The organism is Treponema vincentii, from assembly GCF_010365865.1.
Taxonomy (GTDB): Bacteria; Spirochaetota; Spirochaetia; order Treponematales; family Treponemataceae; genus Treponema.
Genome location: NZ_CP048020.1, coordinates 886,146 through 910,404 on the forward strand (window position 1 = coordinate 886,146; position 24,259 = coordinate 910,404).

Below are 24,259 nucleotides of genomic sequence, written 5' to 3' on the forward strand. Positions count from 1 at the left end.
ATAATCGCTCAGCATAATTTTATAAGGAGCAAGGAGTCTCTAATGAATACACCGGAAATGAAACAATTCACCGACCTTCCCTACACGCGACCCAACATGGAGGCATTAAAAACGGCATTTAAAAAAGCGGAACGGCAATTTGAGGCGGCACATTCGGCAGCAGAGCAGATTGCTCTTATCGACGAAGTGCAAAAACTCAAATCCCATTATCAAACCATGCAAACCCTTGCAGAAATACGGCACAGTATCGACACCCGAGACGGTTTTTACGATGCCGAAAATACGTTTTTTGATGAATCGAACCCGTTTTATATCGAAATGACCAATAGCTTTAATAAAAAACTGCTTGCCTCATCGTTCCGTAAAGAGCTGGAAAAAGAACTCGGCTCTCATATCTTTGCAATGACCGAACTTGATATGAAGGTGTTTTCACCCTCTATTATGGAAGATTTAGCGGAAGAAAACAAACTTACCAGCAGCTACGACAAACTGATCGCTTCGGCAGAAATCGAATTTGCAGGAGAAAAACGCACGCTCGCGCAGCTGACTCCTTTTATGCAAGATCAAGACCGTGCAACACGGGAAAAAGCAGCACAGGCCTACTACGGTTTTTTTGCAGAAAATGAGGCAGAATTCGATTCCATCTACGATAATTTAGTCAAAGTGCGTACCCGTATCGCAAAAAAACTCGGGTATAAAAACTTCGTGCAGCTCGGATATGACCGGATGGGCAGGATCGACTACAATGCCGAGATGGTTGCTGCCTATCGGAACCAAATCTACCGTGAAATTGTACCGATAGCCGTTGATTTACGTAAACGGCAGGCAAAGCGCTTGGGATTGAAACAGCTGTACTACTATGATGAACCGCTTGAATATACCACCGGCAATGCGATTCCCCACGGTAATCCGGATTGGATTTTGGCGAACGCTAAAAAGATGTATGCGGAACTTTCCCCCGAAACCGATGAATTTTTTACCTTTATGACTTCGCATAACCTACTCGATGTGCTTGCAAAAAAAGGAAAAGCAGCAGGCGGTTATTGTACCACAATTCCCGATTACAAGGCGCCGTTTATTTTTGCCAACTTTAATAATACGCAGCATGATGTGGAGGTGATGACCCATGAAGCAGGGCACGCATTCCAAGCCTATCAGAGCCGTAACGCCCGCCTTTTGGAATATGTATGGCCGACGTATGAAGCGTGCGAAATTCACTCGATGAGTATGGAATTCTTTACATGGCCGTGGATGAATTTGTTTTTTGAAGAGCAAACCGATAAATTCCGCTTTACTCATCTGTCCGGAGCGCTCCTGTTTTTACCCTACGGCGTTACGGTAGACGAGTTCCAGCACTGGGTATATGAACATCCCGAAGCAAGCCCCGCAGAACGAAAGGCCTCATGGCGCAGCATCGAAAAAAAGTACCTACCTGAACGGGATTACAGTGATAACGATTTCTTAAACCGCGGCGGTTATTGGATGCGCCAGGGACATATCTTCAGCACGCCGTTTTATTATATCGATTACACACTTGCGCAAGTATGTGCGCTGCAGTTCTGGGCAAAGAGCCTTTCCAATCGGGAAATGGCATGGGCGGATTACCTGCGCCTCTGCAAAGCAGGTGGTCGCGACTCCTTCCTCAAGCTTGTGGAATTGGCAAATTTAAAAAACCCCTTTAAAGACGGCTGCATTGCTTCCGTTGTACCGGCGTGTACGAAATGGCTAAATAATATCAATGATACCATATTGTAATGGTTGACTCGACAAAAAAACAAATATACGGTATGCTTTTGCATACAAGCTTTATTATTAGGAGAGCATCGTTATGAAAACTTTACATTGCGACATTTGCAAAAAAGAATTAGTTAATCCTATAGCCGGAAGAACCTATTGGCATATCCGCGAATATGATATTTGCGAAGCCTGCAAGGACGCCATCGAAGCAAAGATTCGACCGATTGTCCGCCAGCATGCACCCTATTCCCAAGATTGGTATGAAGATCAACTGATATCACTGATCGAAAAAGGAGTGGCTGCACGCCATCCGTAAGAGGATTTGCGGTGCAACATTGTATTACTGAGAAAATGAACGGGAGGCCATTCAAATCGAATATGATAGAAAGGTTTGAATGCTCTTCTGTTCTACAGTACTATCTCGATAGATTGTAATGTGCAAAATAAGCGTTGTCTATCGTACCATTTTATGGTATCCTAGCTAAATATGGCTGTCTTACTGTTATTTTGTATTCCGCTTGTTTTTTTCTCTTACTCCTTTCAATTAGAGGAAAAAAATAAGCATATCTTTATGTTCTTTGTCGGTATTGCAGCGACAACACTGTTCTCACTGGTTGTGTCTTTTTTTTCTGCAAAAACGGATCACTATATCGGTTCGTTAGGAAGTTATTTCTTTTATTTCTTTTTTGTGGATACCTTTATTCCTTTCTGCATTGTATTATTGATCGCCCTGATCTTTTCCGGTTTTAATGCTTCGGTGACCCCTGCAGCGTTGTTTGGCCTATTTACCGTAAAAATATATCAGCAATTGTTCCTTGCAAGCACACATCTTCGCATCACGCCCATTGTACTTAGCATTATTCTGTATGTAAGCGCCCTTTTTATTCTGGATGCACTCTTACGTTTTTGTGCCGATGTTACTTTCTATTATGCTATCGCCTGCGCCCTCGTCTTTCTTCTATTTATAGGAATCCTTATACTAGGTACTCTTGCACTGGGGTTTTATTATTTTAAAGGAACTCAAATAATCTACGGTTCTATTTTAACGGGTATCGCTTTAATCGGCACGGTACTGCACTTTATAATATACCGACAGGGAAATGCCGGTTAAACAGTCAGATAAAAAATATAAAAAAAGCGTCTAACCCTTGTATATTTTACTTAGTCCGCCGATACTGTAGACAGAGTTCTTCATCCGCTGCGGAATTGATGCTCTGTTAGGTTTGGGGATTACTGAATTATTTGACAAAGTTTTCTTTTCAGACTATAATGGGTATGATTTCTTAGAATATCGGCGGAAATAAAAGGAGTTGTGAATGAAACAAGGCGTTGTTATTACGGTCTTTGTTCTGATGTTTGCAGTCGTTTGTACTCCATTGGCAGCGCAGGATAGCGGTGTTAATTATCAAACGTACATGGTGGAGACTTTTGACTCCCCTGAATCATCAGAGATAACATGGAATGCTATTGGAAGCAAGTTTATCACCGAAGGTTATCCTATTTTAAAGTATTTTGACGGAATGCCGAACGCTCTGCGGGTTATGCAATCCGATTCCGATAAAGAATACAAATTTTTAGGAATGCAGTTTAAATTTAACCGCCAAGGCGATAACTGGGTCGATCTCTATCCGACAAAAAGCTCAGGCGATAATGCCGCTCCTTATGAAATCCCCTTAAAAGGGGTTGTCCAAAGATTTGATCTTTGGGTCTGGGGCGCAGGCTATGCGTATGATCTTGAAATTCTGGTACGCGATTGCAATGGACGGATACATACATTACCGGTCGGAACATTAAATTACCATGGATGGAGAAATTTAGCGGTTACCGTTCCCACAAATATTCAGCAGCGGTCGCGCTATTTATCACAGCTTAAATATATGAGCTTTGTCGCATTTAGAATCCGCACTCAGCCTACGGAGAACGTTGATGACTTTTATGTTTTCTTTGATGAATTCAAGGCATTAACAAATACTCGTACTGCTTCTTATGACGGCTTTGAGTTAGAGAACGCCAAGTTTGATGATGCCGATTCTAATAAGGAGGGCGGAAAATAATGACAAAAAAATATTTTACCGTAGCAGCATTATTATCAGCATTATCGTTGTTTGCATTTGCCCAGGAGAATACCCGCGATGCATCATCCTTGGATCAAGTAGATCCTTCCCGTATCGGCGTTGAATCTGCAGAGCAGCGCTTAAAGGAAGTGTCAGTCGATAAATTTGAAAATGAAGGTTCTTGGGTTTGCTCCATGTCTTCGGACGAAGGCGTTATTCAAGGCCGTTTGTTTGACGGTGCTCCCAAACAAAAGAAAGCAATTCCGGACGAGGAAAACCTGAATCTCCCTGACAGCAAAGTTTACGGTACAAAGGTGTCCTTCTACCGCCGTGGTTATAACAGCTTTGAAGTCCGTGCCGTCAAACCGATTCCGGTCGAAGGTATTACTAAAACCGTCAGCGTTTGGGTTGTCGGAAGAAGTTATCCGCATGTTTTAAAGCTCATCCTTGAAGACTATATGGGACAGCGCTTTGAACTCTATGTAGGAAAACTGAATCATGCAGGATGGAAATTGATGACCGTTGCGGTTCCCCCACAGAATGCAGCAGGAACGGGAATTGTACAAAAGGATTATCACTACGGCACCAGTATGGGTCTAAAGATTGTAGGCTTCCGTATTGAGTGTAACCCGTGGGAAGCGTATGGAAATTACTACATCTACTTTGATGATCTTCGTGCCGTTACCGACCTTTATGAAGTTGATCTGCGCGACGATGACGATATGAAAGATAGCTGGTAAACCACTGCTTTAACTTGTATTAATCAATTGGAAACCGGTACCTATTCGGTACCGGTTTTTTTATACACATGATAGCGCCCTGCCTTTGTATAAAAGGCTATTTTTTGACATTTTTTTAAAAATGATAAGATATATGATGCATAGACTCCGGTGCCTAATTTCCTTATATCGGTACTGATAAATACATCGGGCAGCTTTGTCATAAACCGAGCAGTCAAGCTATCGATACCGTGAAACTCCTCCTCCCGATGTATCTTTAACAACTTTTTATCGATAATACGTGGCCTTTTATATCTGCTTCGCCCCTTCTTATCATCTATTTTGATAACTTCGCAATCGATATACAAAATCCGTATCGTAAGATTCGGATTATCGAGACAGTGAACGATCCCTAACAGTTCCCTAAAAATCTGATAGAAAGTGCCGTGTTTTGGGCTTTTACGGCAGCTGCGTTTAGAGCCGTCTTCGTTAAGTGTCAGAATATAGGCATTTTGGATGATTGGATACACAATTTGGATAGGATACAGCGGTAAAAGTTTTTCCAATTTAATCCGCAACGCGGAAAGCTTGGAGGTTTGTATTTCTATTATCTCTCCATCGTCGTAAATATCACAGATGAAGCCTTTCAACGAGGTTTCTTGTACGGCACTATCACTGCTATACAAGTCTTTTAGGGTACGGTGCAGGTGCGTTTCATTATAGGTGTTGATCATTCGTTAGACGTATGCACGTAATTCAGCAGCATCCAACTGTTCCAGTGCGTAATAGGTTGCCACAATACCTCTTTCTTCGCGGGTACGTTTTCCGCATACCTGATACACAATCATCTTATTTGTCGGGAGCGGCGGCATTAACCGGTTCCCGTTCATATCGTACAGTGAACCGACCGTTAAAGTACCAAAAATTTCCTGTATATCGCCATCGGGGAATACCATATAATATTCATAAAGTGTCATACCGATACTATAGCAGTTTTTTTTAACACCATACAAGAGCAGAAGTGCGGTCAACTACATTAAAAATTTTATATGCACTTGACGAATATTCGATTAATTTGTATATATAGCGCAATCAAAATATAAAGTTCCCTGATGCGTTGCATCAGTGAATCCCGCGCCTCTAGATTTTAAGGACGATTTTATGAAGAAATTGAAACCGATTATTTTTACAGCGGTTACTACTTTTTTGCTAGTATTGCTATCTTGTAAAAACAACTATATACCAGATATTAAAACCGAACAGAAGATGAAACAGGATGTGCCTGTTACAAGCGTTATTCTCTCCCCCGATGAAACCGGCATTTCGCTAGTAAAAGGCGTTACCCGGCAAATCAACGCGCATGTTGAGCCCAAAAATGCATCGGATCAAGGTCTCTCATACGTTTCGGATAACGCAACAGTTGCCTCCGTAGATGCCAACGGGTTGATCAGCACACATAGCGTAGGAAGTGCAAACATTACCATAACAGCATCGGACAGTGTTTCAAAAACGGTAAAATTAATCGTTACGGCAGCTCCGGTACCCGTTGCGTCGATTGAATTCGAGGAGCAGTCTGCAAACCCGGTCGAGATGGTTATCGGAGATACGCTGGTAATTAAGGCAACAGCAAAGCCTGATAATGCAACGGAGAAAGAGCTTATCTATACTGCGGACAACGATAATGTATATTTTTCTGAACGCGATACGGTAAGAGCGCTCAAAGATGGTTCCGTAACTATAACCGTAACATCTAAAAGCCGACCTATCGTTTCAAAAACGATTACACTTGAAATTAAAAAAAAGCCGGAAATTAGATATGAAGCTGTCCAAGCGATTCAGCTTGGAAGCGCCGGCGGCATATGCACATTTACCATAAAGACATTGAACGGTAAATTGGATTATGAACCACGCTTTACGTCGAATAATATTCCGTGGATTACGGGCTCTCCGACAATCAGTTCTCGAACCGATTCCGATCAGGATACTATTTCGTTTACCTGTCTGGAAAATAAAAGTGTGTGGGACAGACGTGCTTATGTACGATTTTGGGATAAAACGGCAAACTCCTATGTTAAAAATGCAGACGGTAAGGATTTAACCGTAAATATCATACAAAAAAGAAATGATGATCCTGCACTTATTCACTATAAGTGGGTTAAAGGTATTAATGCGCCTACTGCCGATCAAAAAGAAACGATGCCGATAATCCAGGATAGTAATCCTACAGGCAATTATTACGAGCAGCCGTATGTGTTCAAATGGAATGAAACTACCGGTACAAACTTTTACAATGCACGGAAATTAGACAAGTTGTATGTACAAGGTGTATTTCCTGGCGATTATTTTTTAATAAAAGGTATAAACAATAAACAAATACAAGGAAAAGATCTTAGCCAATGCTGGGCCAAAACTGCTTCCAATATGCTGCATTGGTGGTTTGAACAAAATAAAGGATATATTGATGATTATACGCAAAAAGCCGCCATTGAAGAGTGGAAACGGCCTTTATATAAGCATGGTTATATCAGAGGTTTAACGGACGATAAGGAAGGCAAAAAAAGCGATATAGCCAATATCTTTAGAGCATATACCCATAACAAGTCTTATGGCGGTTACATTGAAGACGGACTGACATGGTACCTATATAAAAGAGATGGTCAAAAAACTTTAGGTTCAATCTATCCCGGATTATTCAATGATGTTTTCACATTTGATACGAGACCTATTAATACTGAGCGATGTGAAACAAAAGAAGAATTTGAACGGATTATGAATGAAGCGTTTGATAATGGCCGAGCGATAGGTTTATTTTGGAAAGGCTCTAAAGGCAGACTATACCAACATGCCGTAACATGCTGGGGTGCGGCTTATGACGGAGAGGATAACATTATTTGCCTCTATATTGCAGAATCAAATTTAACAGAAGCCGCTCTTTATCCATACGGCGTTCACTATCGCGGCAACATCTATGATGAACCGGATGAGAACAGAACATATATGTACAATTATTATTTAAGCAAACTGGAAGACATCTATATCGATAGTATAACTACTCTAGACCTCGGCGAAAAACAGTGGAAGGATTGGCTAAGTAAACACTAGCCGATAATTTTTAGCAAGTAAGCTCTCAGCTGTAAAAAATGAAAGAAGGCAATAAGTGAATAAACCGTTGAGAATTTGTATCGTATGTATGAGCTGTATAATGCTGTCCGGCTTGATTGGATTGTGTACGAATCTGATTAATGCAGTTATAAGTCCTGAGTATTTTATTAACATAATGCATTGGGAAGAGGTCGAAAATCTCATCAGGTCTGCGGGTGCGCAAGGACTATATCAAGGGCTTGGACAGGGGCTGTTTTTTGCATTAGTATTTTCATGTGTGTATATTATCTCCAATAATGCGGAGCTGAATATATCGGCGGTATTAAAGTGGATTGTATGTATGGGGCTCGCTTCTATCGGATTGTGGGTTATCGGGGGGATTATTGCCATAGCGCTATCCGCTTTAAGTCCGGAATTTTATAAACAAACATTCATAGGAGTTCCTGATGGATATGCTGCAATGTTCCGTTATGCTTGGGTAGGCGGTTCAATTTGGGGTATCACCTTCGGTGGCATTACCGTTATGATTATCGGTACGGTACTCTTTAGAAATATGAGCAAGCGCTGTAAAGGAAACCTGAAATGATCAACAGAGCGTCTGCATGACAGTGCTCACATATTGCATGCACCGCCATCTGTGATGGTATTAAGTTTATTATATCGATGTAAAACAATTATCTGCACGATTATAAATAGCTTGCGCTATCTGTTCATCAAGGTAATATTCTCCGCAATCGTCACAAATTTGTGCAGGAACATTACGGAAAATAACTGCTGTATTGCCGCTGGTAAGTACAACTTGCGTAAAACCTTCTTGCATTTTTCAGAACTTGCAAATAGGGCATTTCATATCAATTTTTCCTCTTGGTGAAATCATCAAGTCCATAAGGGAAAATCCAAACTTAAATCAATTCAAAATACGCTGCCGGTGTAAAGATGAGTGGCTTATCAATTTTTATATCTTCAAAATCCTTATCACCTGTGATTAAAATATCCGAATCGGATAAAATTGCAGATACAAGAACCGGTAAATCTTTTATATCTCGAATTTCCGGATATTCCTTTTCATCAATTTTTTCGGGCGTCTTAAATTCTTCAAACCTGATTCCATTAAAAAAAATATTCAACTGTTCTTTTTTTAAGGGAAATTTCTTTTCAAAAACTTCTTTACATTCGTCCTTTATGTATGAAGCAATTATTACCGTGTGCTTTTCAATTAAATGAGAAAAAACTTTAGCAACTTTAGCATTGGGAAAAAGTATCGCAGAAATAATGATATTGGTATCTACGAAAACTCTCAACGTGTTTTCCTTAATTCTTTGATGTATGCAACAACATCGTCTTCCGTTTGAAAGCCTTCTTTTTCTGCCTCTCCTCGCATTTGAGTTTGAATATTTGACAAAGTTATTTGAGAAGCATTTGCAATATACACTTTTCCTTTGCTTTCTTCAAAAAAAACTTTATCACCGCTTTTTAAACCAAGCATATCTCGTATTACAAGCGGAATAGTGATCTGCCCTTTCGATGTTACTTTTGCCAGTTCCATAAAACATCTCCTTACTTTCCTTACTTGTACTATATACTAATGGGGGAAATGCCGTCAAGCGACTGTTATTTTGCTGCCATGGATGCCATCGTTAAAGAATGTACAGGACGTACATTCTTTAACTTCGAGCTTGCGGTACGCAAACTCACGTTCAGCGGATGCCATTTACACAAATCTTTTTACAGAATCGATTAATAATCACCTGTAGTAATAGCTTTCCTTAAAATACTATTTATTTTTGTTTGATAGCCTTTACCGCCGGATTGAAGTGCTGCAAGAATATCCGCATCAATCTTTATAGAAATTGTTTAACGGGCGTTACATTCCAATATGCTTCATGCGCCGGTCTGAGTCTGGCTATTTGTGCCTTTGTCAGTTTGGGGCTATCCTCATCATACGATATAGGGTGATTTTTAATTTCTTCCAATCTTTCAGCCGTTAATAAGGTATAACTTCGGCTGCTACAATAGTTAAAACAGTGCAAAAAGCCGCCCACTTATAAAAGAGAGAAAGACAACGCTCAATTTGTTTTCCGGCAAAAAATACCCCGTATCTCTTCAAGCTCTGACATAAGTAGTGAGAAAACGGTATACTACTCATATAGGTAATTATATTGGAATAGATGAGCTATGAGCGGTTTCTTGATATTGGAGTGAGAGGTTTACGTGATGGAGGTTTATCTGATGAATGTAATAGAAATAAGCAATGTAACAAAAAAGTATAGCGAAGCAACCGTTGTGCATTCGGTTTCTTTTTCCGTAAAAAAGGGAGAGATATACGGACTGTTGGGAAGAAACGGTGCCGGTAAAACGACGATAATGAAGATGCTGTTAGGGCTTGTAAAACCGACGGAGGGGCAAGTCCATATCTTAGGCAATGATACCAATACCGGCGAGGGAAAAGCCATATTACGGAAAGTCGGCTGCATCATAGAAAATCCGGGGTTTTACGCCAATTTAACGGGAACTGAAAATTTGCACATTTTTGCACGGTTAAAAGCGCTTGACGATGAGGCCGTACAAAAAGCGCTGGCGTTGGTCAATTTACCGTATAACGACAAAAAACTCTTTTCAAAATATTCACTGGGAATGAAGCAGCGATTGGCGATTGCCAATGCCGTTATGCATGATCCTGAAGTGTTGATACTGGATGAACCTATTAACGGACTTGATCCTATCGGTATTGCAGAGGTAAGAAAACTGCTTATCGATTTAAAACAATCCGGGGTGAGCATTTTAATATCCAGTCATATATTATCCGAAATTGAAAGTTTGGCAGACCGCATTGGAATTATCAATGACGGAAAATTGATTGACGAGATACATATAGCCGAATGGCAAAATAAAACCGAAGGCATAAAAATTTTTATACAGGATACGGAGCAGGTAAAAAAAGTTCTTCTTAAAGAAGGGGTAAAGGAATCGGATATCATCTGTTTAGCGGACGGTATTACGGTAAAAAGCGATATCAGTGTTGCACAGCTTAATACAATTTTTGTCGGTAATGGCATAGAGGTGTCCGGTATTATGAAAGAACGGATGACGCTTGAAGACTATTTTAAAAAGGTTACGGGAGGTCAAGGAATTGGTTAATGTGCTGGTATCCGAAATACGGAAAAATAAAAGATCAAAAGCGCTCGCTATTTCCGCACTATTAATTGTCGCCTATGAAGCGATTACCGTTTTTTATACGGTACGTGCGGTAGGCTTATTTGACGATTTTATGTACTTGTATAAATTTGCGTTGAGCTATATGGACTTTCTTATTCTACCGATGATATTGCTGTCGTTTATAACGGCAATTTTTTCTACTGACTATAAAAGCGATACGATAAAATACTTATGGACAATTCCGGTATCAAAAAAACGGTTTTTCTTTGCGAAAGCCGTATATGTGTTATTGTTGGCATGTATGTTTATGACAGCGGTGTTTGTCATCACCTGCGTTGCGGGATACTGCAGCCGGTTTCGATCCGGTATGACGGCGGCACTCGTTTTACGGTTCTTTTTGCTGTGTGTTTTAAGTTCAGTCTTTGTAACGCTGGCTATGCTGCCTGTTTCGCTTATCACCGTTTTTACAAAGGGGAATACCGTTATCACGAATTTAGCGGGAAGTATATATGTAATTGCATCTTTTTTATCGATGAGATATTTACAAGGGATCAGCCCATTGGCAAGTGTGCCGCATATTATCTGGTATAAGAATTTTGAGGGTGTACAAAATAATCCCCATATCGGTTTATTGCTGATCAATGTGATTACCGTATTTATACTCTACCTGATTGCATCGCTGATCATTCTTGAAAAACAGGAAGTATAGGCTTATGAGAATGATAGGAATGCTGTGTGTTGAATTTAAAAAGCTGAAACGGAAAAAGTTTTTTTGGATACTACTGCTTGTAATTATTATGTCTGCCGTTATACAGGCGCTTATGGGAAAAAGAGTATATAATAATGTTGCGTATGGCAAAACGTTAGGATTTTTCTTGCATAACGGTCTTATCGTAAACAGTTATTATTTGTTCATACCGATTTTTTCGTTGATAGGGATGGAATTATTTTTATTGGAAAGACAAAATAATACGCTTATCAATATATTAACGGTACCGATAACGAAAAACGTTCTTATTACGATCAAAACCGTTGTGCTTTGTATCATTGCTCTGTTATATACCGTGCTGACGTTTCTTTCGATATGTCTGTTGGAAACAGAATTTAACCTGCATAATATCCGAATCGATTTTGTATTGACTCATTTGGCTGTTTATGTCATTCACGGCATCGTGTGTACTGTCATAGCGATGATGATAATCGGCATTATGCTGCATTTTAGGCAGAGTGCACAGGCAGCTGTAGCGGTAAGTTTTATTGCCTCTTTTGTCGGAGTTTTTATATCTCAAGCACCGCTTCCATATCTTTATTGTGTTAATGCAATGTTTTATCTATCCGGTGCCGCTCAATCAACAGGTTTTGAAAAAATGATTGCCGCTATTGTTGTATTGATTGTGTGCGGAGTGACAGGGCTGTTATTTAATACGCTATCGAAGGAAGAATGTTGAGATAAGCGGAAGGGCTGATGTCATTAAGAATATACATTCATGTACATCTGAAGATATAAGATGAAAATATCAAACGCAGATGCCCCTCCGGCGCTCTGCATCGGGGTATGCTGGTTTACCTGCGGCATTGCATGCCTCACCCAGTTGTTAATAAATTTAAATTCATTATTTGTCAAGGAGAGTATGAAAAAGCTAAAAAGCAATGATCTAACCTGTTTAATCTTTTAGGCATGTAATCGGAACAACAAACACTCCGTCCTCTCGTTTATAGGCAAATGGAGCAACTCCGCATAAAACCATCAAAAAGGCAGGTTTCTTCATTTTTCCCGTATCAATTTTGGACGTTAATTTCAACAGACTTTCTGCACCTTCATTGATCGACTGATCCCCTCCAAGTTTTACCTCAACCAAACCATAGCTGCCGTTTCTTAAATGAATGACAGCATCACATTCAAGACCTGTCTTATCTCTATAATGATATACACTGCCATCCAATGCATCGGCATATATTCTTAAATCTCTGACACACAAGTTTTCAAATATCAAACCCATAAGCTCCAGATTATTGACCAGATCCGTTGGACCAAGTCCAAGTGCTGCCACAGCTATAGACGGATCCACAAAATACCTAGTATCAGAAGTTCGAATAGCCGTTTTTGATCGCAAATTCGGATTCCATGCAGGAGAATCTTCAATGACAAATATTCTTTTCAAAGCATTCAGGTACCCATAAAGAGCTTCCTTATCAAAGGTTTCTACATCATTACTGATTACATCTGATCTGATTGTTTCCAGAGAAGCTTGTGTTGCAACATTTCTAGCATAGGATTTTAGTATACGTTTTGTTCTTTCAGAATCTCTTTTTACTCTATCGACTCTGGATATATCATCATTTACAACGGCATCATAATAATCAAATGCTTGTTTTAATGCGACTTTCTTACTGTGATTCAGAGCTGCCGGCCATCCTCCCCGGCAAATCAAAAAAGCAATTTCATCAATACTATGATTGTCCACAGCGGATATGTCTTTCTTATTAAACAAATCCATTAATGACACTTGGCCGGTGGAATCTTTGGATTCAAACAGAGACATCGGACGCATTTGCATACGCACGATCCGGCCTGTTCCTGTATGCATGCTCTCATCTAACGCAGCAGGAACCGAAGAACCTGTAAGAATGAACTGTCCAAATTCTCCTCTCCGGTCAACTTCATACCGTACGGCATTCCAGATATTCGTTGCTATCTGCCATTCATCAATCAAATGAGGAACCTCACCTTCAAGAAGATTCGAGGGGTTTATCCTTGCCATTTGCTGATACTGCTCCGTCATATCAGGACGATCCATCTCTATAACACTTTTGGCTATATGCTTTGCAGAGGTTGTCTTTCCACACCATTTAGCACCCTCTATAAGCACAGCTCCTTTAGATTCTAAATGTTCCAGTAAAACTTTATCCGAAACTCTTTGATAGTATTCTTTCATTGTAAAACCTCCGCCCAGCCTATATTCAGCCGAGTGTTTGGCTTATATAGAACCGAGTGTTTGGCTTATATAGAACCGAGTATTCGGACGTATTTTAACCGAGTATTTGGCTTCTTGTCAATCCGGCGGACATGAAAATAGCATACACAGTGACGGTATTACGAAAGATTTTGGCGTATGGGATTCTCCAGATGAATTAGTGAAAAATCATCATACGGTTCTGAGCATTTGTTATCTGTCTTGATTGATAAGAATGCCAATTCAGAAGCGCCAAGGATGGCGGGCGTATTAGGCAGAAACGATGTTTTGCTTTTGCAAAACTCGCACGTTAATTTACAACATGGATGTTGTAAATTGACGTAACTCGATACTGCATGGAACCACTGACATCCTGTCAGTACAGCGCTATTTTTTGTTCCACAAAAAACTCGCAGTCAAAAATGTACATGGATGTACATTTTTGACGAGCGGCACGGGCGGAGGCGGATATCCTTTTTTCCGTTTGTTTTCAGGTATGCGGCAGTTTTGGAGCGGAAGCGGAAAAACCTGCCTCCGATGATGCAGGAACGGGAAAAAGATTGGAGCCGGAAACCGGTTTTTGCGCAAGCAAAATTACGGTAAACCTCTAAAAAGTCTAATTCGCAATCCGCTTTAGCGGATATGATAAATCAATAATCCCGACGCAGAGTGTAGCCTCAAAGCGCCGGGGTATTAAATTCTATATGCGTAAAAGCCTTGCTTACGCCACAGAGAAAATACGTACTTCCGGTTCAGCCGACCAAAGCGGCTTTAGCCCTACAAATACATCGTTTTTGAACATATCACTTGAAAGATACTCTCGCGCATGTTCTACGCTGTCAAAACCATGCAGAATCTGTACGTCTTCATCGCAGATCACTAAATCCTTTGAGAGCGTCCCTTTAATTGTTTTTAGAAAGGGTTCACGGTAATATTTTTAATGAATAAATTCTCAATAACTTTTTAGTATTATGATTGAACGAGTTTTCCAAAAACCAGTATATAGCGAACAGGTATAAACATCCCTGCATTATTATATGGTTCTACTATACATTGAACAAAACGCCACCCTTTGCAAGACTGTTCAGCAATAACGGCTTCACACTCATCCCATAAAGTACGGTTTTCTTTTTTAAAGCCCCATTTTTTTCGCAATGGTAATTTAATATATTCATATTCGTACATCTTACCATCTCCTTCTGGTAAACGGTTCTATGCTATAGTTCCTATACAAATAAATATCCAGCTATAGCATAGAACTATTTATAGTATAACATCGATTATTTTTATTGCAATAAAAAATATCAAATCGTACAAAATAAAATTTGCTTATTTGTTAGACCTGTTTGGAAACCCAGTGTTGCAAGTTATAAAGATCACAAATAAACGTAACCTACAGAGCGAATTTTCTTCTTTTATTCGTGCGAGGGGGGAATACCCACCATTTTTCTACCGCTATGGATGTCATCGTTAAAGAATGTACGTCCTGTATATTCTTTAACTTCGAATTTGCGAGGCAAACTCGAAGTTGAGCCGTGTACACGGAGGTACGCATTCAGAACCGCCACGGATGTCATCGTTCAAGAATGTACGTCCTGTACATTCTTGAACTTCGAGTTTGCACTGCAAACTCGATTCTTCTGTGAACCACTGACATCCTGTCAGAGCAGTGAGTTTGCGGCACGCAAACTCACGTCCAAGCATTGACAAGGATGGCAATGCTTGGACATAGCGGAAGGGCAGAGGCGGATATCCTTTTTTCCGTTTGTTTTCCGGTATGCGGCAGTTTTGGAGCAGGAGCGGAAAAACCTGCCTCCGATGATGCAGGAACGGGAAAAAGATTGGAGCCGGAGACCGGTTTTTGCACTGTTTTAACTTCGGCAGCTACAATGGTTAAAACAGTGCAAAAAGCCGCCCAAATATTGACATAATGACATAAAAAATTGAAACTACACAGATAAATAGATGGGTATCTCTAAACACTCAGGTATAGTTTTTAGAGGTTCTCATATTTGCGTTTTAGTGAAAGAGGGGCATTTCTAAAGATTAAAGTTTTAAGGGGTTCCAGATAACGCCTTTTATAGACAAGGAGTATGAGGTATGTATACACCGGTTGATCCTAAGGTGGATTTTCCGAAACAGGAAGAAGCGGTTTTGCGCTTTTGGGAAGACCACGACGTTTTTAAGAAGTCTGTTGCGCAGCGTGAGGGGGCTGATGAGTACGTGTTTTTTGACGGCCCGCCCTTTGCAACGGGGCTGCCGCATTTTGGGCATTTTGTGCCGAGCACGATTAAAGATATTATTCCGCGTTATCAGACGATGAAGGGGAAGAAGGTTGAGCGGCGGTTTGGATGGGACTGTCATGGGCTGCCGGTAGAAAACTTGATCGAAAAAGAGCTGGGGCTGAACTCGAAGACCGACATTGAAAAGTACGGTATTGCCAAGTTTAATGAGGCGTGCCGGGCGAGTGTGCTGCGCTATGTGAAGGAGTGGCGGCATACGATTAATCGGCTGGGGCGCTGGGTTGATTTTGATAACGACTATAAGACGATGGAACCGGCGTATATGGAGTCGATTTGGTGGGTGATGAAGCAGCTGTGGGAGAAGGGGCTGTTGTATGAGGGGCATTATATTTTGCCGTATTGCCCGCGCTGTTCCACGGTACTTTCCAATCATGAGCTGAACCTCGGCGGTTATAAGGATGTACACGATCCTGCGATTACCATCCGCTTTAAGGCGCGGTATACCGTTGCCGGAACTCCTGCGGCGAAAACCTTTGCTGCGGAGCCGTTGCCGCCGAATACCTATCTTTTGGCGTGGACAACTACCCCGTGGACGCTGCCGAGTAACTTGGGGCTTGCGCTCGGCGCGGATATAGACTATGTGCTGGTTGCCGATGAGGGTGAGCACTATATTCTTGCCGAATCCCGCTTAGCTGCGTACTACCGCGAACCGGAAAAATGCACCATTGTATGGAAGAAAAAGGGCGCAGAGCTGCAAGGTATCTGCTATGAGCCGCTTTTCCCGTATTTTGCGAATTTGACCGTAAAAGAGGACGGCAGTTCCGATGATGCAGGACGGGGTGCGTTCCAAACCTTAATCGGCGACTTTGTTTCGACGGAAGACGGTACGGGTATTGTTCATACGGCGCCGGGCTTTGGTGAAGAGGATAGTACGCTGTTTAAGGGCAGCGGAATACCGATGATCTGCCCGGTCGACGCTGAATGTAAGTTTACGGCAGAGGTTCCGGATTATCAGGGACGCTTTGTAAAAGATACTGATAAAGATATTATGGATCGGCTGAAGGCTGAGCGGAAACTGGTGAAACGGGATCAAATCCTGCACGCCTATCCGCACTGCTGGCGCTGTTCCAGTCCGCTCATTTACCGCGCAGTGAGCAGCTGGTTTGTTTCGGTGGAAAAGGTAAAGGATGCGATGCTGCGGGCAAACAGCAAGATCAATTGGCAGCCTGCTCATATCAAAGAAGGACGCTTTGGAAAGTGGCTTGAAGGCGCCCGCGACTGGGCAATCAGTCGGAACCGGTACTGGGGAAACCCGCTGCCGATTTGGAAGTGTTCCAATCCCGACTGCGGACACTCCCTCTGTGTGGGAAGCCGCGATGAGCTGAAAGAATTGAGCGGTGTTTATCCCGAAGATTTGCACAAGCACTTTGTTGACAAGATTACCATACCGTGTAAGCAGTGCGGAGGAACGATGTACCGCGTTCCGGAAGTGCTGGACTGCTGGTTTGAGTCCGGTTCGATGCCGTATGCGCAAGTGCACTATCCCTTTGAAAATAAAAAATACTTTGAAGAGCACTTCCCCGCTCATTTTATTTCCGAAGGGCTGGATCAAACCCGCGGGTGGTTCTATACGCTGACTGTCTTAGCGGCTGCGCTGTTCGACCGCCCTGCCTTTGAAAACTGTATTGTCAATGGGCTGGTGCTGGCAACCGACGGGAAAAAGATGTCTAAGTCCCTGCGGAACTATACCGATCCCAATGAGGTTGTCCGGCAGTTCGGGGCGGATGCATTGCGCTTGTTCCTGATGCACTCAAACGTGGTTAAGGCGGAGGATTTGAAATACTCCGATGACGGTGTGCGCGATATTCTGAAAGGTATTTTGATTCCGCTGTGGAACAGCTACAGCTTCTACGTGACGTATGCGAACATCGACGGTGTTACGCCGCCTGCCCATGCGAAACTCGACGGCACGGATGCGCACATTGCTGCCTTTGTGAAAGAGCTGAACAATCCGCTTGACCGCTGGATTCTCTCCGTAACTGAAAAGCTTGTGTTTGATGTAACGGCGGCGTTGGACGATTACGACCTTACGAAGGCAATTGACCCGATTGTTGCGTATATCGATCAGCTGAACAACTGGTATATCCGCCGCTCCCGCCGCCGCTTCTGGAAGAGCGAAAACGACGGCGATAAGGCGCAAGCCTACGAGACTTTGTACCGCGCGCTCAAGAAGTTTGCACTGGTCGCGGCTCCGGTCGTACCGTTTATCACCGAATCGATTTGGCAAAACTTGAGAACAGCTGATGATCCCCTTTCCGTGCACTTGGCGGATTACCCCGTTTATGCGGAAGCGGCGCGGGATACCGAGCTTGAGTTTAAGATGGAGACGGTACAAAAAGCCGTGTCGATGGGACGGGCGCTCCGGTATCAGTTCAATTTGAAAATCCGCCAGCCGCTCAAAGCGGTGGAAATTGTTACGAAGAACCAGCAGGAGAAGTCGGTCTTACGCGAAATGGAAAGCAGCATTATGGAAGAGCTGAACGTGAAAGAGGTAATTTTCCACGACAAAGAGGATGAGCTGGTTGAGTATTCCGCCAAGGCGAATTTTAAGGTGCTGGGAAAAGAGCTCGGCGCAAAGATGAAAACCGCAGCGGCTCAAATTGAGAAACTCTCTTCTGCGGAGATTGAAAGTCTCTTTGACGGCGCAACCTTGAGCATTGATGTTGAGGGGCAAGCCGTTGAGCTTACTTCCGACAAGGTGATCCTGAACCGCATTGAAAAGGCGAACCTCAAGGTGCTGAACGAAGGGACGCTGACGGTTGCGCTTAACACGCAGGTAACCGAGGAGCTGCTGCTGGAAGGCTATATCCGTGACCTTGTCCGCGCGGTGCAGAACTTGCGGAAGGAGTCCGGGCTTGAAGTAACCGACCGGATTACGCTTTCCGTTTCCGGCACTGATACGGACGGGAAGCACCTCTTGCAAAAAGCGTTCGAGGCAAACAAGGACTACCTGATGAACGAGACCTTGGCTGTTGAGGCGGTTTTTGGTGCGCAGCTGCCTGCGGGAAAGGCTGCTACCGAGCTTGACATGGGCGAGGGGCTATGCTGGCACATCGCGCTGGAGAAGGCGGCTGGAGCGTAGGGCTGGTAGAGCTTCTAAGATTGCAGAGTATGAAAAGAAGGGTACGAAAAACGCTATTGATAATAGCGCTGATATTAAACATAGGTCTCATTCCGCTGCAAGCGACGACGGTCTTTAACTTGTTTGATAGTACCCCCGCAATTTCAATAGTAGGCGGTGCGGACGGACCGACTTCTATATATGTTGGGCTAGACGCGTTTTTCCTGTTGATTTTCCGAACGCTTGCGGTGTGCATACATATTTATACGATCAGTATCCTCATCATGGCTCTTAAAGAATGAACATCACGTGGCACGGGAAAGGGCTTGTCCTTTTCCCCCACCTGAATACGACGGCGGAAAAAAGCCGGTTGTAACAACCTGCCCGCCGAGCTTGACATGGGCGATTGACTATGCCGGCACATTGCGCTGGAGAAGGCGGTGGTGTAGGGGGCGGTAGAGCCCCTGAAATTGCAGAGTATGAAAAGAAGGGTACGAAAAACGCTATTGATAATAGCGCTGATATTAAACATAGGTCTCATTCCGCTGCAAGCGCAAGCGACGACAGTCTTTACCTCATTTTATCGAGCGTGTGCAATTACAATAATAGGCGGTGCTGACGGACCGACTTCTATTTATATTGGGCAAGGCGAGCTTTTATCGCTTATTTTCCGAGCAATCATGGTGTGCATACATATTTATACGATCGGTATCCTCATCATGGCGCTTAAAGAATGAACATCGCGTGGTGCGGGAAAGGGCTTGTCCTTTCCTGCACCTGAATAAGACGACGGAAAAAGAGCCGGTTGCAACAACCTGCCCGCCGACTTGGATATGGGCGACGGGCTTTGCTGGCACATCGTGCTGGAGAAGGTGGAGGTGTAGGGGGATAAGTTTTAAGTTTTGAGAAATGGGCGCATCCGGTATAGTAAGGAGGGTGCGCCTGTTGGCTTAAGTATTGAGGAATAATATGAATCTATTTGATGATGCTCAATTGAAAGATATAAAAACTACGGTTTTTCTGGGATTGAAAAGTAGTAAAAATCAAGAACTTAGTACATGGGAAATATCCAGGTATATTTTTGATTTAAATACTTACTATTATAAATATGAGGTTGTTAATTCTATCGCGTTAGCATTATCCACTGGAGTTAAGCCGGAAGATATCATTGTAATTAACGAATCATTTATGTTAAATCATCAATATGCAAAGTTAGATGTTATTGATTTAGCAAGACCGGAACTCAATTTATTGTATTTTTTAGGTTTACCCTATTCAATGTTTCCCTCCCTTTCTATATTTAATATGAGAATTATATTCAAATATTATAGGATAATCAACGAATTTTTGTTTCAAAATAAACTCCAAAGGAATGAAACAAAATGGATCTGTTCATTTTATATTGAATCATTGTTAAGCGGATTAGACAAAGCAATACAAAATATTACTCAGCTAAGTGAAAAAAAGATTATAAATACTAAAAAACATGTTGAACTATTAAATTTATTTACAAAACTCACTAAAAATTTCCAAAAACAGTATAAAAAAGAATTCACTCAACTAGAAAGAGATCTTGTAATAGATATCAAAAATTTAAGAGAAAAGAAAGGTGCTCCTAAAAATTATTCTATTTTCTTTTCGACAATCAATAAACTTCAACGACCAGTAGTACTAGTAATTGATCAGCAGTCAAGTAAAGCTCGTGTTTTATGTCGTGCTCAGTTAAACAAAAAAGCAAAAGATAGGACTACATTTACATTACGTTCAGTTATACAAAATTCTCCCATACAAATGTTAGTTCAAAGTGGTATATCTATACTTACTGCTATTAAGGATGAGGAACGGAAAAAAGAATTGCATGCTATTGAATTGGAATTAAAAAAAGCAGAAATAAAAAAAGTAAAAACAGATGCAGAAATTTCACACATTAAGTTACTAACAGCACAAATTGAACTCATGGAACAAATTGCGCATTTTGAGCAGAATCCAAATTATGCACATATCTCTCGAATAACGATTCCTTATTTAAAGCAACAACTAGGTTTTGCTAATGATAGAATAACTGAAAATTTAAAAACATTAAATAATCGTGTTGGAATAGAAATAGATTATCAAACAACTAAAATTGATATACAAGCATAAAAAACAAAAAAAGAGACTGCTGAAATAATATCCGCGGTCTCTTTTTTTGGTGTTATACATTTTTAGGCGGTTCTTGTGTATCACTCTTTTCTAATTTTTTTTCAACACGGCTCATAAAATGAGTTAGCGACACATCAAATGCTTTTGCAATATTGTTAATAATGGTGAGAGAGGGCAGCTTAATGCCTTTTTCAATTTCAGAAATATATACTTGATGCGAATCAATAGCATCTGCTAATTTTTCTTGAGATAAATGCTTTTCTTTCCGCAGTTCTCGTATGGTATCTCCTACTTCTTTATTCACATAATCAGTATAAGTTTTTATAAGCAAAAACATTACAAGCTATTGCTTATAAATAGAAATATATGCTATAGTTTATAAAATAGGTCGAAAGGGTGTTAGGTTGACCTGCCTAAAGGCAGGCAGGTACGGAACCAATCGAAAACATTTATTTCGATCGAAAAATAAACTTGCAATGGAAAAAGCATTGCGAAAGGAAGGTCGAAATGAAACAGAGAAAAGTAGTTTCAATGATTGGAGCATTAGTTGTAATAATTAGTGCAGTAGTATTAATTACTGGTTGCCAACAGGCGAATAGTGGAAAATCCAATGCAAACAGCAAGGGGCTGGAATATATAAGAGGAGACATTGCATTAAAATTCAAAAATGATTCTACAGAAACCTGTTATGTAACAATAAAAGGAAAAACAAAATGGGATGTTGAGAAAACAGGCATATCTGCAGGATCTTTAGATGGAAGTTTTACAAGTGAGTTTCCTTTGCCTGCTAGTCCGAAAACTGAACTAAAGGCTGGTGAAGAAAAACAGATAGTCATAAAAGATGTAGTAACATCATGTAACAGGAACGGAGTGGTAGGAGAATTTTTTCTGTCTTTTGATTCGAATATAGGTGAAACTATATTTGTCAGTGGAAACGAGAGCAGTTCTGTAAAATCAGGTTTATTCAGCAAGCCCGAGGTAAGAAAAGCAGAATATACGACAGGAACATTTCATATAAAAGTAGAGAAAGATACGTATTATGGTGAAGACTATTTTAAAATTGATTTATACAATTAGAGATGTTACTGTTTATGAGTACGGAAAATAAATCTATAAGACCTTCGGATAATGCGTCAAATATGCAAAATCCGAATAAGGGTACAGCCGGTACAAATCGTCAGTATGACCAAAATCAAGGTAATCGTGGCGAACAGCTTAACCCAAATAAAAAAGGGAAGTAATTTTAGTATATGTAGTAATCAGTTCCGGGATTATTACATATACTATTTATTTATTGGTTAATAATGAATCTAACACTCGCTTAACTTGGCATTGCCTTTGCGGCAATGCAGGTTAAGCGAGTGTTAGGAAGATTGCCCAGTGGCAACTTTTTTCCTTTTACTATTTGGTTATATTTAAAAATAATGCGATAATAATATCGAAGTATGCATAGATATAGAGGGAGGCTTTCTTCAAGTGCACCGATGGCGGAATAAAGACACAGGCGAATAGGGGTTGCACCACATCAAGTCCTCAATTATTCAGCGCCCTCTCCGCAAAGCTGTTTTACGCTCGGGTATTCCGAAGGCAATCAGTTGCACACTTTCCGTCACTCATTTGCAACTTATCTATTGAAAGTCGGTTACGATATTCGTATCACCCAAGGGCTTTTTTCACACAACGATGTTAAAACGATATAGTTTACACTCACGTCCTAAACCGTGGTTGTCGAGGAGTTCAAAGCCCCATAGACAGGATGTGATTTTGTTCTGTATAGTTTAGATTGTAAATGAGGGCTTTTTATGATATTATGAGGGAAGACCGAAAAGGTGTTAGGCGAATATACTGCTAGTCCACGAGAGGTAAAAACGTATGAAAAAAATAGAAGAAAAAGAAGAATATATAAACCAATATTTAAAGGAATTAAATGATATTTCATGGGAAAACTTTAAGAACTTTAGGACTTTTTTAAGTTCTCTATCTGGAAATCACATATTAAAATCTTTTGAAAAACAAACTATTGAAAAAAATGAAATGACTTATCGTTTTCTATGGCAAATAGAAGAAGCATTTACGATAAATGAACATGATGAAGTAAATAAGCCCTGGTTCAATAGTAAATTAAATGAAATAAAAAAATCTACAGAAAAAAAACAGATTTCGTCAAATTTAGGTGAGTTAAGAGCCTATTCTGTTCTGAAATATTCGGAATTTGGAAAAAATCTTCAATGTATGAATCAGAACACAAAAGGCTGTGATTTTAAAAGTCGTATAATAATGAATAAAAGAGAAATAAAAGTTTGTATTGAAGTAAATACACCTTTGGGAAGAGATGACCCTAAACGAACGACTATCGACCATGGTACTACTAGAAGTAAAAGTATTTCGATTACTGAAAAAGAAATAGCTCCTTTTGGATTGCCACAAAGACAAGATGTAGATTCTATAGGTTCAGAAGTTTTAAGTAAATTAAATTCAATAAAAGAGGATGAAGATCAGTTTGAAGATGATGCAGTAAATATTTTGTTTGTCGATTTTGTTAATCCATTATTTTCTGATTTGAATTTATTAGATAATCATGGAAAACCTTTTCAAATGTTTCATTCCGATATATATACAGGTAATATTTGGTTTGCAATGTACTCGAAAAAGAATGAGAATATACCTTTTAATATTGGGTTGTATTGTCCTAGTTATGAAAAACCATACAAAATGGAATATGATGGAAAGCTAACGAAAAAATCAAAATTAGATTTTGTTATTTTTAACACTTTTGAAGGCTCTTATATTTATGAGAAAAATATAAAACATCATATTCCAATTAAAAAAGAGGTTTATTTGTCATTATATACAATACCAAGAAGAAAATATGAAGACATTTGGTTAAATTACCCGTTTAAGGATTTATCTAAGCGTATTAATTATATAAAAAAAGCTACGAAAAAATTGTTGAATGACTATCATTTTTTTTCATGCAAAATTGAATGAATCACCTAACACTGTTTTCAAATCCGACAATACGGACAAGCCA

General features: G+C 40.6%; 26 protein-coding genes and 2 pseudogenes. 19 read left to right on the plus strand and 9 right to left on the minus strand.

Features of this window, described 5'->3' with window-relative positions:
- Positions 1–42: 42 nt before the first annotated feature.
- From GWP43_RS04095 to GWP43_RS04115, 5 genes are all read left to right on the plus strand, one after another.
- Positions 43–1,755 carry a M3 family oligoendopeptidase gene (locus tag GWP43_RS04095; protein ID WP_162662920.1) on the plus strand — a complete coding sequence of 571 codons (1,713 nt, stop codon included), beginning with the start codon at positions 43–45 and terminating at the stop codon, positions 1,753–1,755.
- 73 nt (positions 1,756–1,828) lie between these two features.
- Positions 1,829–2,053, plus strand: coding sequence for a hypothetical protein (locus GWP43_RS04100; protein WP_162662921.1), 225 nt, complete (start codon positions 1,829–1,831; stop codon positions 2,051–2,053).
- A 171-nt stretch (positions 2,054–2,224) separates the two neighbouring features.
- Entirely contained in the window at positions 2,225–2,848 is a 624-nt protein-coding gene (locus GWP43_RS04105) for a hypothetical protein (RefSeq protein WP_162662923.1), read from the plus strand.
- Positions 2,849–3,053: 205 nt separating this feature from the next.
- Positions 3,054–3,791 carry a flagellar filament outer layer protein FlaA gene (locus GWP43_RS04110; protein ID WP_162662925.1) on the plus strand — a complete coding sequence of 246 codons (738 nt, stop codon included), beginning with the start codon at positions 3,054–3,056 and terminating at the stop codon, positions 3,789–3,791.
- Entirely contained in the window at positions 3,791–4,531 is a 741-nt protein-coding gene (locus GWP43_RS04115) for a flagellar filament outer layer protein FlaA (RefSeq protein ID WP_162662927.1), read from the plus strand. The genes GWP43_RS04110 and GWP43_RS04115 overlap by 1 nt, the downstream gene beginning before the upstream one ends.
- Before the next feature lie 41 nt (positions 4,532–4,572).
- Here GWP43_RS04115 and GWP43_RS04120 read toward each other — a convergent pair whose 3' ends face one another.
- Both GWP43_RS04120 and GWP43_RS04125 read right to left on the minus strand, forming a co-directional pair.
- Positions 4,573–5,244, minus strand: coding sequence for a DUF8091 domain-containing protein (locus GWP43_RS04120; RefSeq protein ID WP_162662929.1), 672 nt, complete (start codon positions 5,242–5,244; stop codon positions 4,573–4,575).
- A 3-nt stretch (positions 5,245–5,247) separates the two neighbouring features.
- Positions 5,248–5,487 (minus strand): hypothetical protein, encoded by a 240-nt coding sequence (locus tag GWP43_RS04125; RefSeq protein ID WP_162662931.1) that lies wholly within the window; start codon positions 5,485–5,487, stop codon positions 5,248–5,250.
- Between the two features lie 184 nt (positions 5,488–5,671).
- Between GWP43_RS04125 and GWP43_RS04130 the strand changes: the two genes are divergently transcribed.
- Positions 5,672–7,612 carry an IdeS/Mac family cysteine endopeptidase gene (locus tag GWP43_RS04130; RefSeq protein ID WP_162662933.1) on the plus strand — a complete coding sequence of 647 codons (1,941 nt, stop codon included), beginning with the start codon at positions 5,672–5,674 and terminating at the stop codon, positions 7,610–7,612.
- Positions 7,613–7,667: 55 nt separating this feature from the next.
- Positions 7,668–8,198 (plus strand): hypothetical protein, encoded by a 531-nt coding sequence (locus GWP43_RS04135; protein ID WP_162662935.1) that lies wholly within the window; start codon positions 7,668–7,670, stop codon positions 8,196–8,198.
- A gap of 69 nt (positions 8,199–8,267) precedes the next feature.
- Here the strand turns inward: GWP43_RS04135 and GWP43_RS04140 are convergent, their stop codons facing one another.
- The 4 genes and pseudogenes from GWP43_RS04140 to GWP43_RS15385 all read right to left on the minus strand — a co-directional run bounded on the left by GWP43_RS04140 (position 8,268) and on the right by GWP43_RS15385 (position 9,642).
- Positions 8,268–8,432 carry a type II toxin-antitoxin system MqsA family antitoxin gene (locus GWP43_RS04140; RefSeq protein ID WP_230978019.1) on the minus strand — a complete coding sequence of 55 codons (165 nt, stop codon included), beginning with the start codon at positions 8,430–8,432 and terminating at the stop codon, positions 8,268–8,270.
- Positions 8,433–8,514: 82 nt separating this feature from the next.
- Entirely contained in the window at positions 8,515–8,913 is a 399-nt protein-coding gene (locus tag GWP43_RS04145) for a putative toxin-antitoxin system toxin component, PIN family (RefSeq protein WP_162662937.1), read from the minus strand.
- Entirely contained in the window at positions 8,910–9,158 is a 249-nt protein-coding gene (locus GWP43_RS04150; protein ID WP_044013163.1) for an AbrB/MazE/SpoVT family DNA-binding domain-containing protein, read from the minus strand. The genes GWP43_RS04145 and GWP43_RS04150 overlap by 4 nt, the downstream gene beginning before the upstream one ends.
- Before the next feature lie 191 nt (positions 9,159–9,349).
- Positions 9,350–9,642: pseudogene (locus GWP43_RS15385) on the minus strand (BrnA antitoxin family protein).
- Between the two features lie 199 nt (positions 9,643–9,841).
- On the opposite strand from GWP43_RS15385, the gene GWP43_RS04160 reads away from it, so the two are divergent.
- From GWP43_RS04160 to GWP43_RS04170, 3 genes are read left to right on the plus strand one after another with little or no spacing between them, the layout of a single operon-like run.
- Positions 9,842–10,750, plus strand: coding sequence for an ABC transporter ATP-binding protein (locus GWP43_RS04160; protein ID WP_230978020.1), 909 nt, complete (start codon positions 9,842–9,844; stop codon positions 10,748–10,750).
- A 1-nt stretch (position 10,751) separates the two neighbouring features.
- A complete protein-coding gene (locus tag GWP43_RS04165) occupies positions 10,752–11,477 on the plus strand; it encodes an ABC transporter permease (protein ID WP_230978146.1) in 726 nt (241 codons plus the stop codon).
- A gap of 4 nt (positions 11,478–11,481) precedes the next feature.
- A complete protein-coding gene (locus tag GWP43_RS04170; RefSeq protein ID WP_230978021.1) occupies positions 11,482–12,216 on the plus strand; it encodes an ABC transporter permease in 735 nt (244 codons plus the stop codon).
- A gap of 216 nt (positions 12,217–12,432) precedes the next feature.
- Here the strand turns inward: GWP43_RS04170 and GWP43_RS04175 are convergent, their stop codons facing one another.
- On the minus strand, positions 12,433–13,704 hold the full coding sequence (locus GWP43_RS04175) for an ATP-binding protein (RefSeq protein WP_162662941.1): 1,272 nt from the start codon (positions 13,702–13,704) through the stop codon (positions 12,433–12,435).
- Between the two features lie 987 nt (positions 13,705–14,691).
- On the minus strand, positions 14,692–14,907 hold the full coding sequence (locus GWP43_RS04185; protein ID WP_162662943.1) for a DUF4177 domain-containing protein: 216 nt from the start codon (positions 14,905–14,907) through the stop codon (positions 14,692–14,694).
- 533 nt (positions 14,908–15,440) lie between these two features.
- On the opposite strand from GWP43_RS04185, the gene GWP43_RS04190 reads away from it, so the two are divergent.
- From GWP43_RS04190 to GWP43_RS04210, 5 genes are all read left to right on the plus strand, one after another.
- The gene (locus GWP43_RS04190; protein WP_162662945.1) at positions 15,441–15,653 is read left to right on the plus strand and encodes a hypothetical protein; all 213 of its coding nucleotides are present in this window, start codon (positions 15,441–15,443) and stop codon (positions 15,651–15,653) included.
- A 169-nt stretch (positions 15,654–15,822) separates the two neighbouring features.
- Complete coding sequence (gene ileS / locus GWP43_RS04195) at positions 15,823–19,107, plus strand: isoleucine--tRNA ligase (RefSeq protein ID WP_162662947.1); 3,285 nt, start codon at positions 15,823–15,825, stop codon at positions 19,105–19,107.
- On the plus strand, positions 19,068–19,388 hold the full coding sequence (locus GWP43_RS04200) for a sodium ion-translocating decarboxylase subunit beta (protein WP_162662949.1): 321 nt from the start codon (positions 19,068–19,070) through the stop codon (positions 19,386–19,388). Before ileS ends, GWP43_RS04200 begins: the two co-directional genes overlap by 40 nt.
- Before the next feature lie 177 nt (positions 19,389–19,565).
- Positions 19,566–19,823, plus strand: a complete 258-nt coding sequence (locus GWP43_RS04205; RefSeq protein ID WP_162662951.1) for a sodium ion-translocating decarboxylase subunit beta — start codon at positions 19,566–19,568, stop codon at positions 19,821–19,823.
- A gap of 232 nt (positions 19,824–20,055) precedes the next feature.
- Positions 20,056–21,228, plus strand: a complete 1,173-nt coding sequence (locus GWP43_RS04210; RefSeq protein ID WP_162662953.1) for a hypothetical protein — start codon at positions 20,056–20,058, stop codon at positions 21,226–21,228.
- Positions 21,229–21,280: 52 nt separating this feature from the next.
- Here the strand turns inward: GWP43_RS04210 and GWP43_RS04215 are convergent, their stop codons facing one another.
- Positions 21,281–21,565 (minus strand): helix-turn-helix domain-containing protein, encoded by a 285-nt coding sequence (locus GWP43_RS04215; protein WP_162662955.1) that lies wholly within the window; start codon positions 21,563–21,565, stop codon positions 21,281–21,283.
- Positions 21,566–21,735: 170 nt separating this feature from the next.
- On the opposite strand from GWP43_RS04215, the gene GWP43_RS04220 reads away from it, so the two are divergent.
- From GWP43_RS04220 to GWP43_RS04230, 4 genes and pseudogenes are all read left to right on the plus strand, one after another.
- A complete protein-coding gene (locus GWP43_RS04220) occupies positions 21,736–22,305 on the plus strand; it encodes a hypothetical protein (protein WP_162661905.1) in 570 nt (189 codons plus the stop codon).
- A gap of 14 nt (positions 22,306–22,319) precedes the next feature.
- On the plus strand, positions 22,320–22,469 hold the full coding sequence (locus GWP43_RS14210; RefSeq protein WP_203232444.1) for a hypothetical protein: 150 nt from the start codon (positions 22,320–22,322) through the stop codon (positions 22,467–22,469).
- A 226-nt stretch (positions 22,470–22,695) separates the two neighbouring features.
- Positions 22,696–22,990, plus strand: a pseudogene (locus GWP43_RS04225) (tyrosine-type recombinase/integrase); the annotation flags it as partial.
- Between the two features lie 110 nt (positions 22,991–23,100).
- Positions 23,101–24,216, plus strand: a complete 1,116-nt coding sequence (locus GWP43_RS04230; protein WP_162662957.1) for a hypothetical protein — start codon at positions 23,101–23,103, stop codon at positions 24,214–24,216.
- Positions 24,217–24,259 lie beyond the last annotated feature (43 nt).

Bases quoted from the DNA above. Each gene is read 5' to 3' on its own strand.
- GWP43_RS14210 (WP_203232444.1), top strand. From the start codon at position 22,320: ATGAGTACGGAAAATAAATCTATAAGACCTTCGGATAATGCGTCAAAT.
- GWP43_RS04110 (WP_162662925.1), top strand. From the start codon at position 3,054: ATGAAACAAGGCGTTGTTATTACGGTCTTTGTTCTGATGTTTGCAGTC.
- GWP43_RS04105 (WP_162662923.1), top strand. From the start codon at position 2,225: ATGGCTGTCTTACTGTTATTTTGTATTCCGCTTGTTTTTTTCTCTTAC.
- ileS (WP_162662947.1), top strand. From the start codon at position 15,823: ATGTATACACCGGTTGATCCTAAGGTGGATTTTCCGAAACAGGAAGAA.
- GWP43_RS04095 (WP_162662920.1), top strand. From the start codon at position 43: ATGAATACACCGGAAATGAAACAATTCACCGACCTTCCCTACACGCGA.
- GWP43_RS04160 (WP_230978020.1), top strand. From the start codon at position 9,842: ATGAATGTAATAGAAATAAGCAATGTAACAAAAAAGTATAGCGAAGCA.
- GWP43_RS04130 (WP_162662933.1), top strand. From the start codon at position 5,672: ATGAAGAAATTGAAACCGATTATTTTTACAGCGGTTACTACTTTTTTG.
- GWP43_RS04120 (WP_162662929.1), bottom strand. From the start codon at position 5,244: ATGATCAACACCTATAATGAAACGCACCTGCACCGTACCCTAAAAGAC.
- GWP43_RS04205 (WP_162662951.1), top strand. From the start codon at position 19,566: ATGAAAAGAAGGGTACGAAAAACGCTATTGATAATAGCGCTGATATTA.
- GWP43_RS04175 (WP_162662941.1), bottom strand. From the start codon at position 13,704: ATGAAAGAATACTATCAAAGAGTTTCGGATAAAGTTTTACTGGAACAT.
- GWP43_RS04215 (WP_162662955.1), bottom strand. From the start codon at position 21,565: ATGTTTTTGCTTATAAAAACTTATACTGATTATGTGAATAAAGAAGTA.
- GWP43_RS04140 (WP_230978019.1), bottom strand. From the start codon at position 8,432: ATGCAAGAAGGTTTTACGCAAGTTGTACTTACCAGCGGCAATACAGCA.
- GWP43_RS04125 (WP_162662931.1), bottom strand. From the start codon at position 5,487: ATGACACTTTATGAATATTATATGGTATTCCCCGATGGCGATATACAG.
- GWP43_RS04185 (WP_162662943.1), bottom strand. From the start codon at position 14,907: ATGTACGAATATGAATATATTAAATTACCATTGCGAAAAAAATGGGGC.
- GWP43_RS04170 (WP_230978021.1), top strand. From the start codon at position 11,482: ATGAGAATGATAGGAATGCTGTGTGTTGAATTTAAAAAGCTGAAACGG.
- GWP43_RS04210 (WP_162662953.1), top strand. From the start codon at position 20,056: ATGAATCTATTTGATGATGCTCAATTGAAAGATATAAAAACTACGGTT.
- GWP43_RS04190 (WP_162662945.1), top strand. From the start codon at position 15,441: ATGCTTGGACATAGCGGAAGGGCAGAGGCGGATATCCTTTTTTCCGTT.
- GWP43_RS04100 (WP_162662921.1), top strand. From the start codon at position 1,829: ATGAAAACTTTACATTGCGACATTTGCAAAAAAGAATTAGTTAATCCT.
- GWP43_RS04150 (WP_044013163.1), bottom strand. From the start codon at position 9,158: ATGGAACTGGCAAAAGTAACATCGAAAGGGCAGATCACTATTCCGCTT.
- GWP43_RS04115 (WP_162662927.1), top strand. From the start codon at position 3,791: ATGACAAAAAAATATTTTACCGTAGCAGCATTATTATCAGCATTATCG.
- GWP43_RS04200 (WP_162662949.1), top strand. From the start codon at position 19,068: ATGCTGGCACATCGCGCTGGAGAAGGCGGCTGGAGCGTAGGGCTGGTA.
- GWP43_RS04230 (WP_162662957.1), top strand. From the start codon at position 23,101: ATGAAAAAAATAGAAGAAAAAGAAGAATATATAAACCAATATTTAAAG.
- GWP43_RS04220 (WP_162661905.1), top strand. From the start codon at position 21,736: ATGAAACAGAGAAAAGTAGTTTCAATGATTGGAGCATTAGTTGTAATA.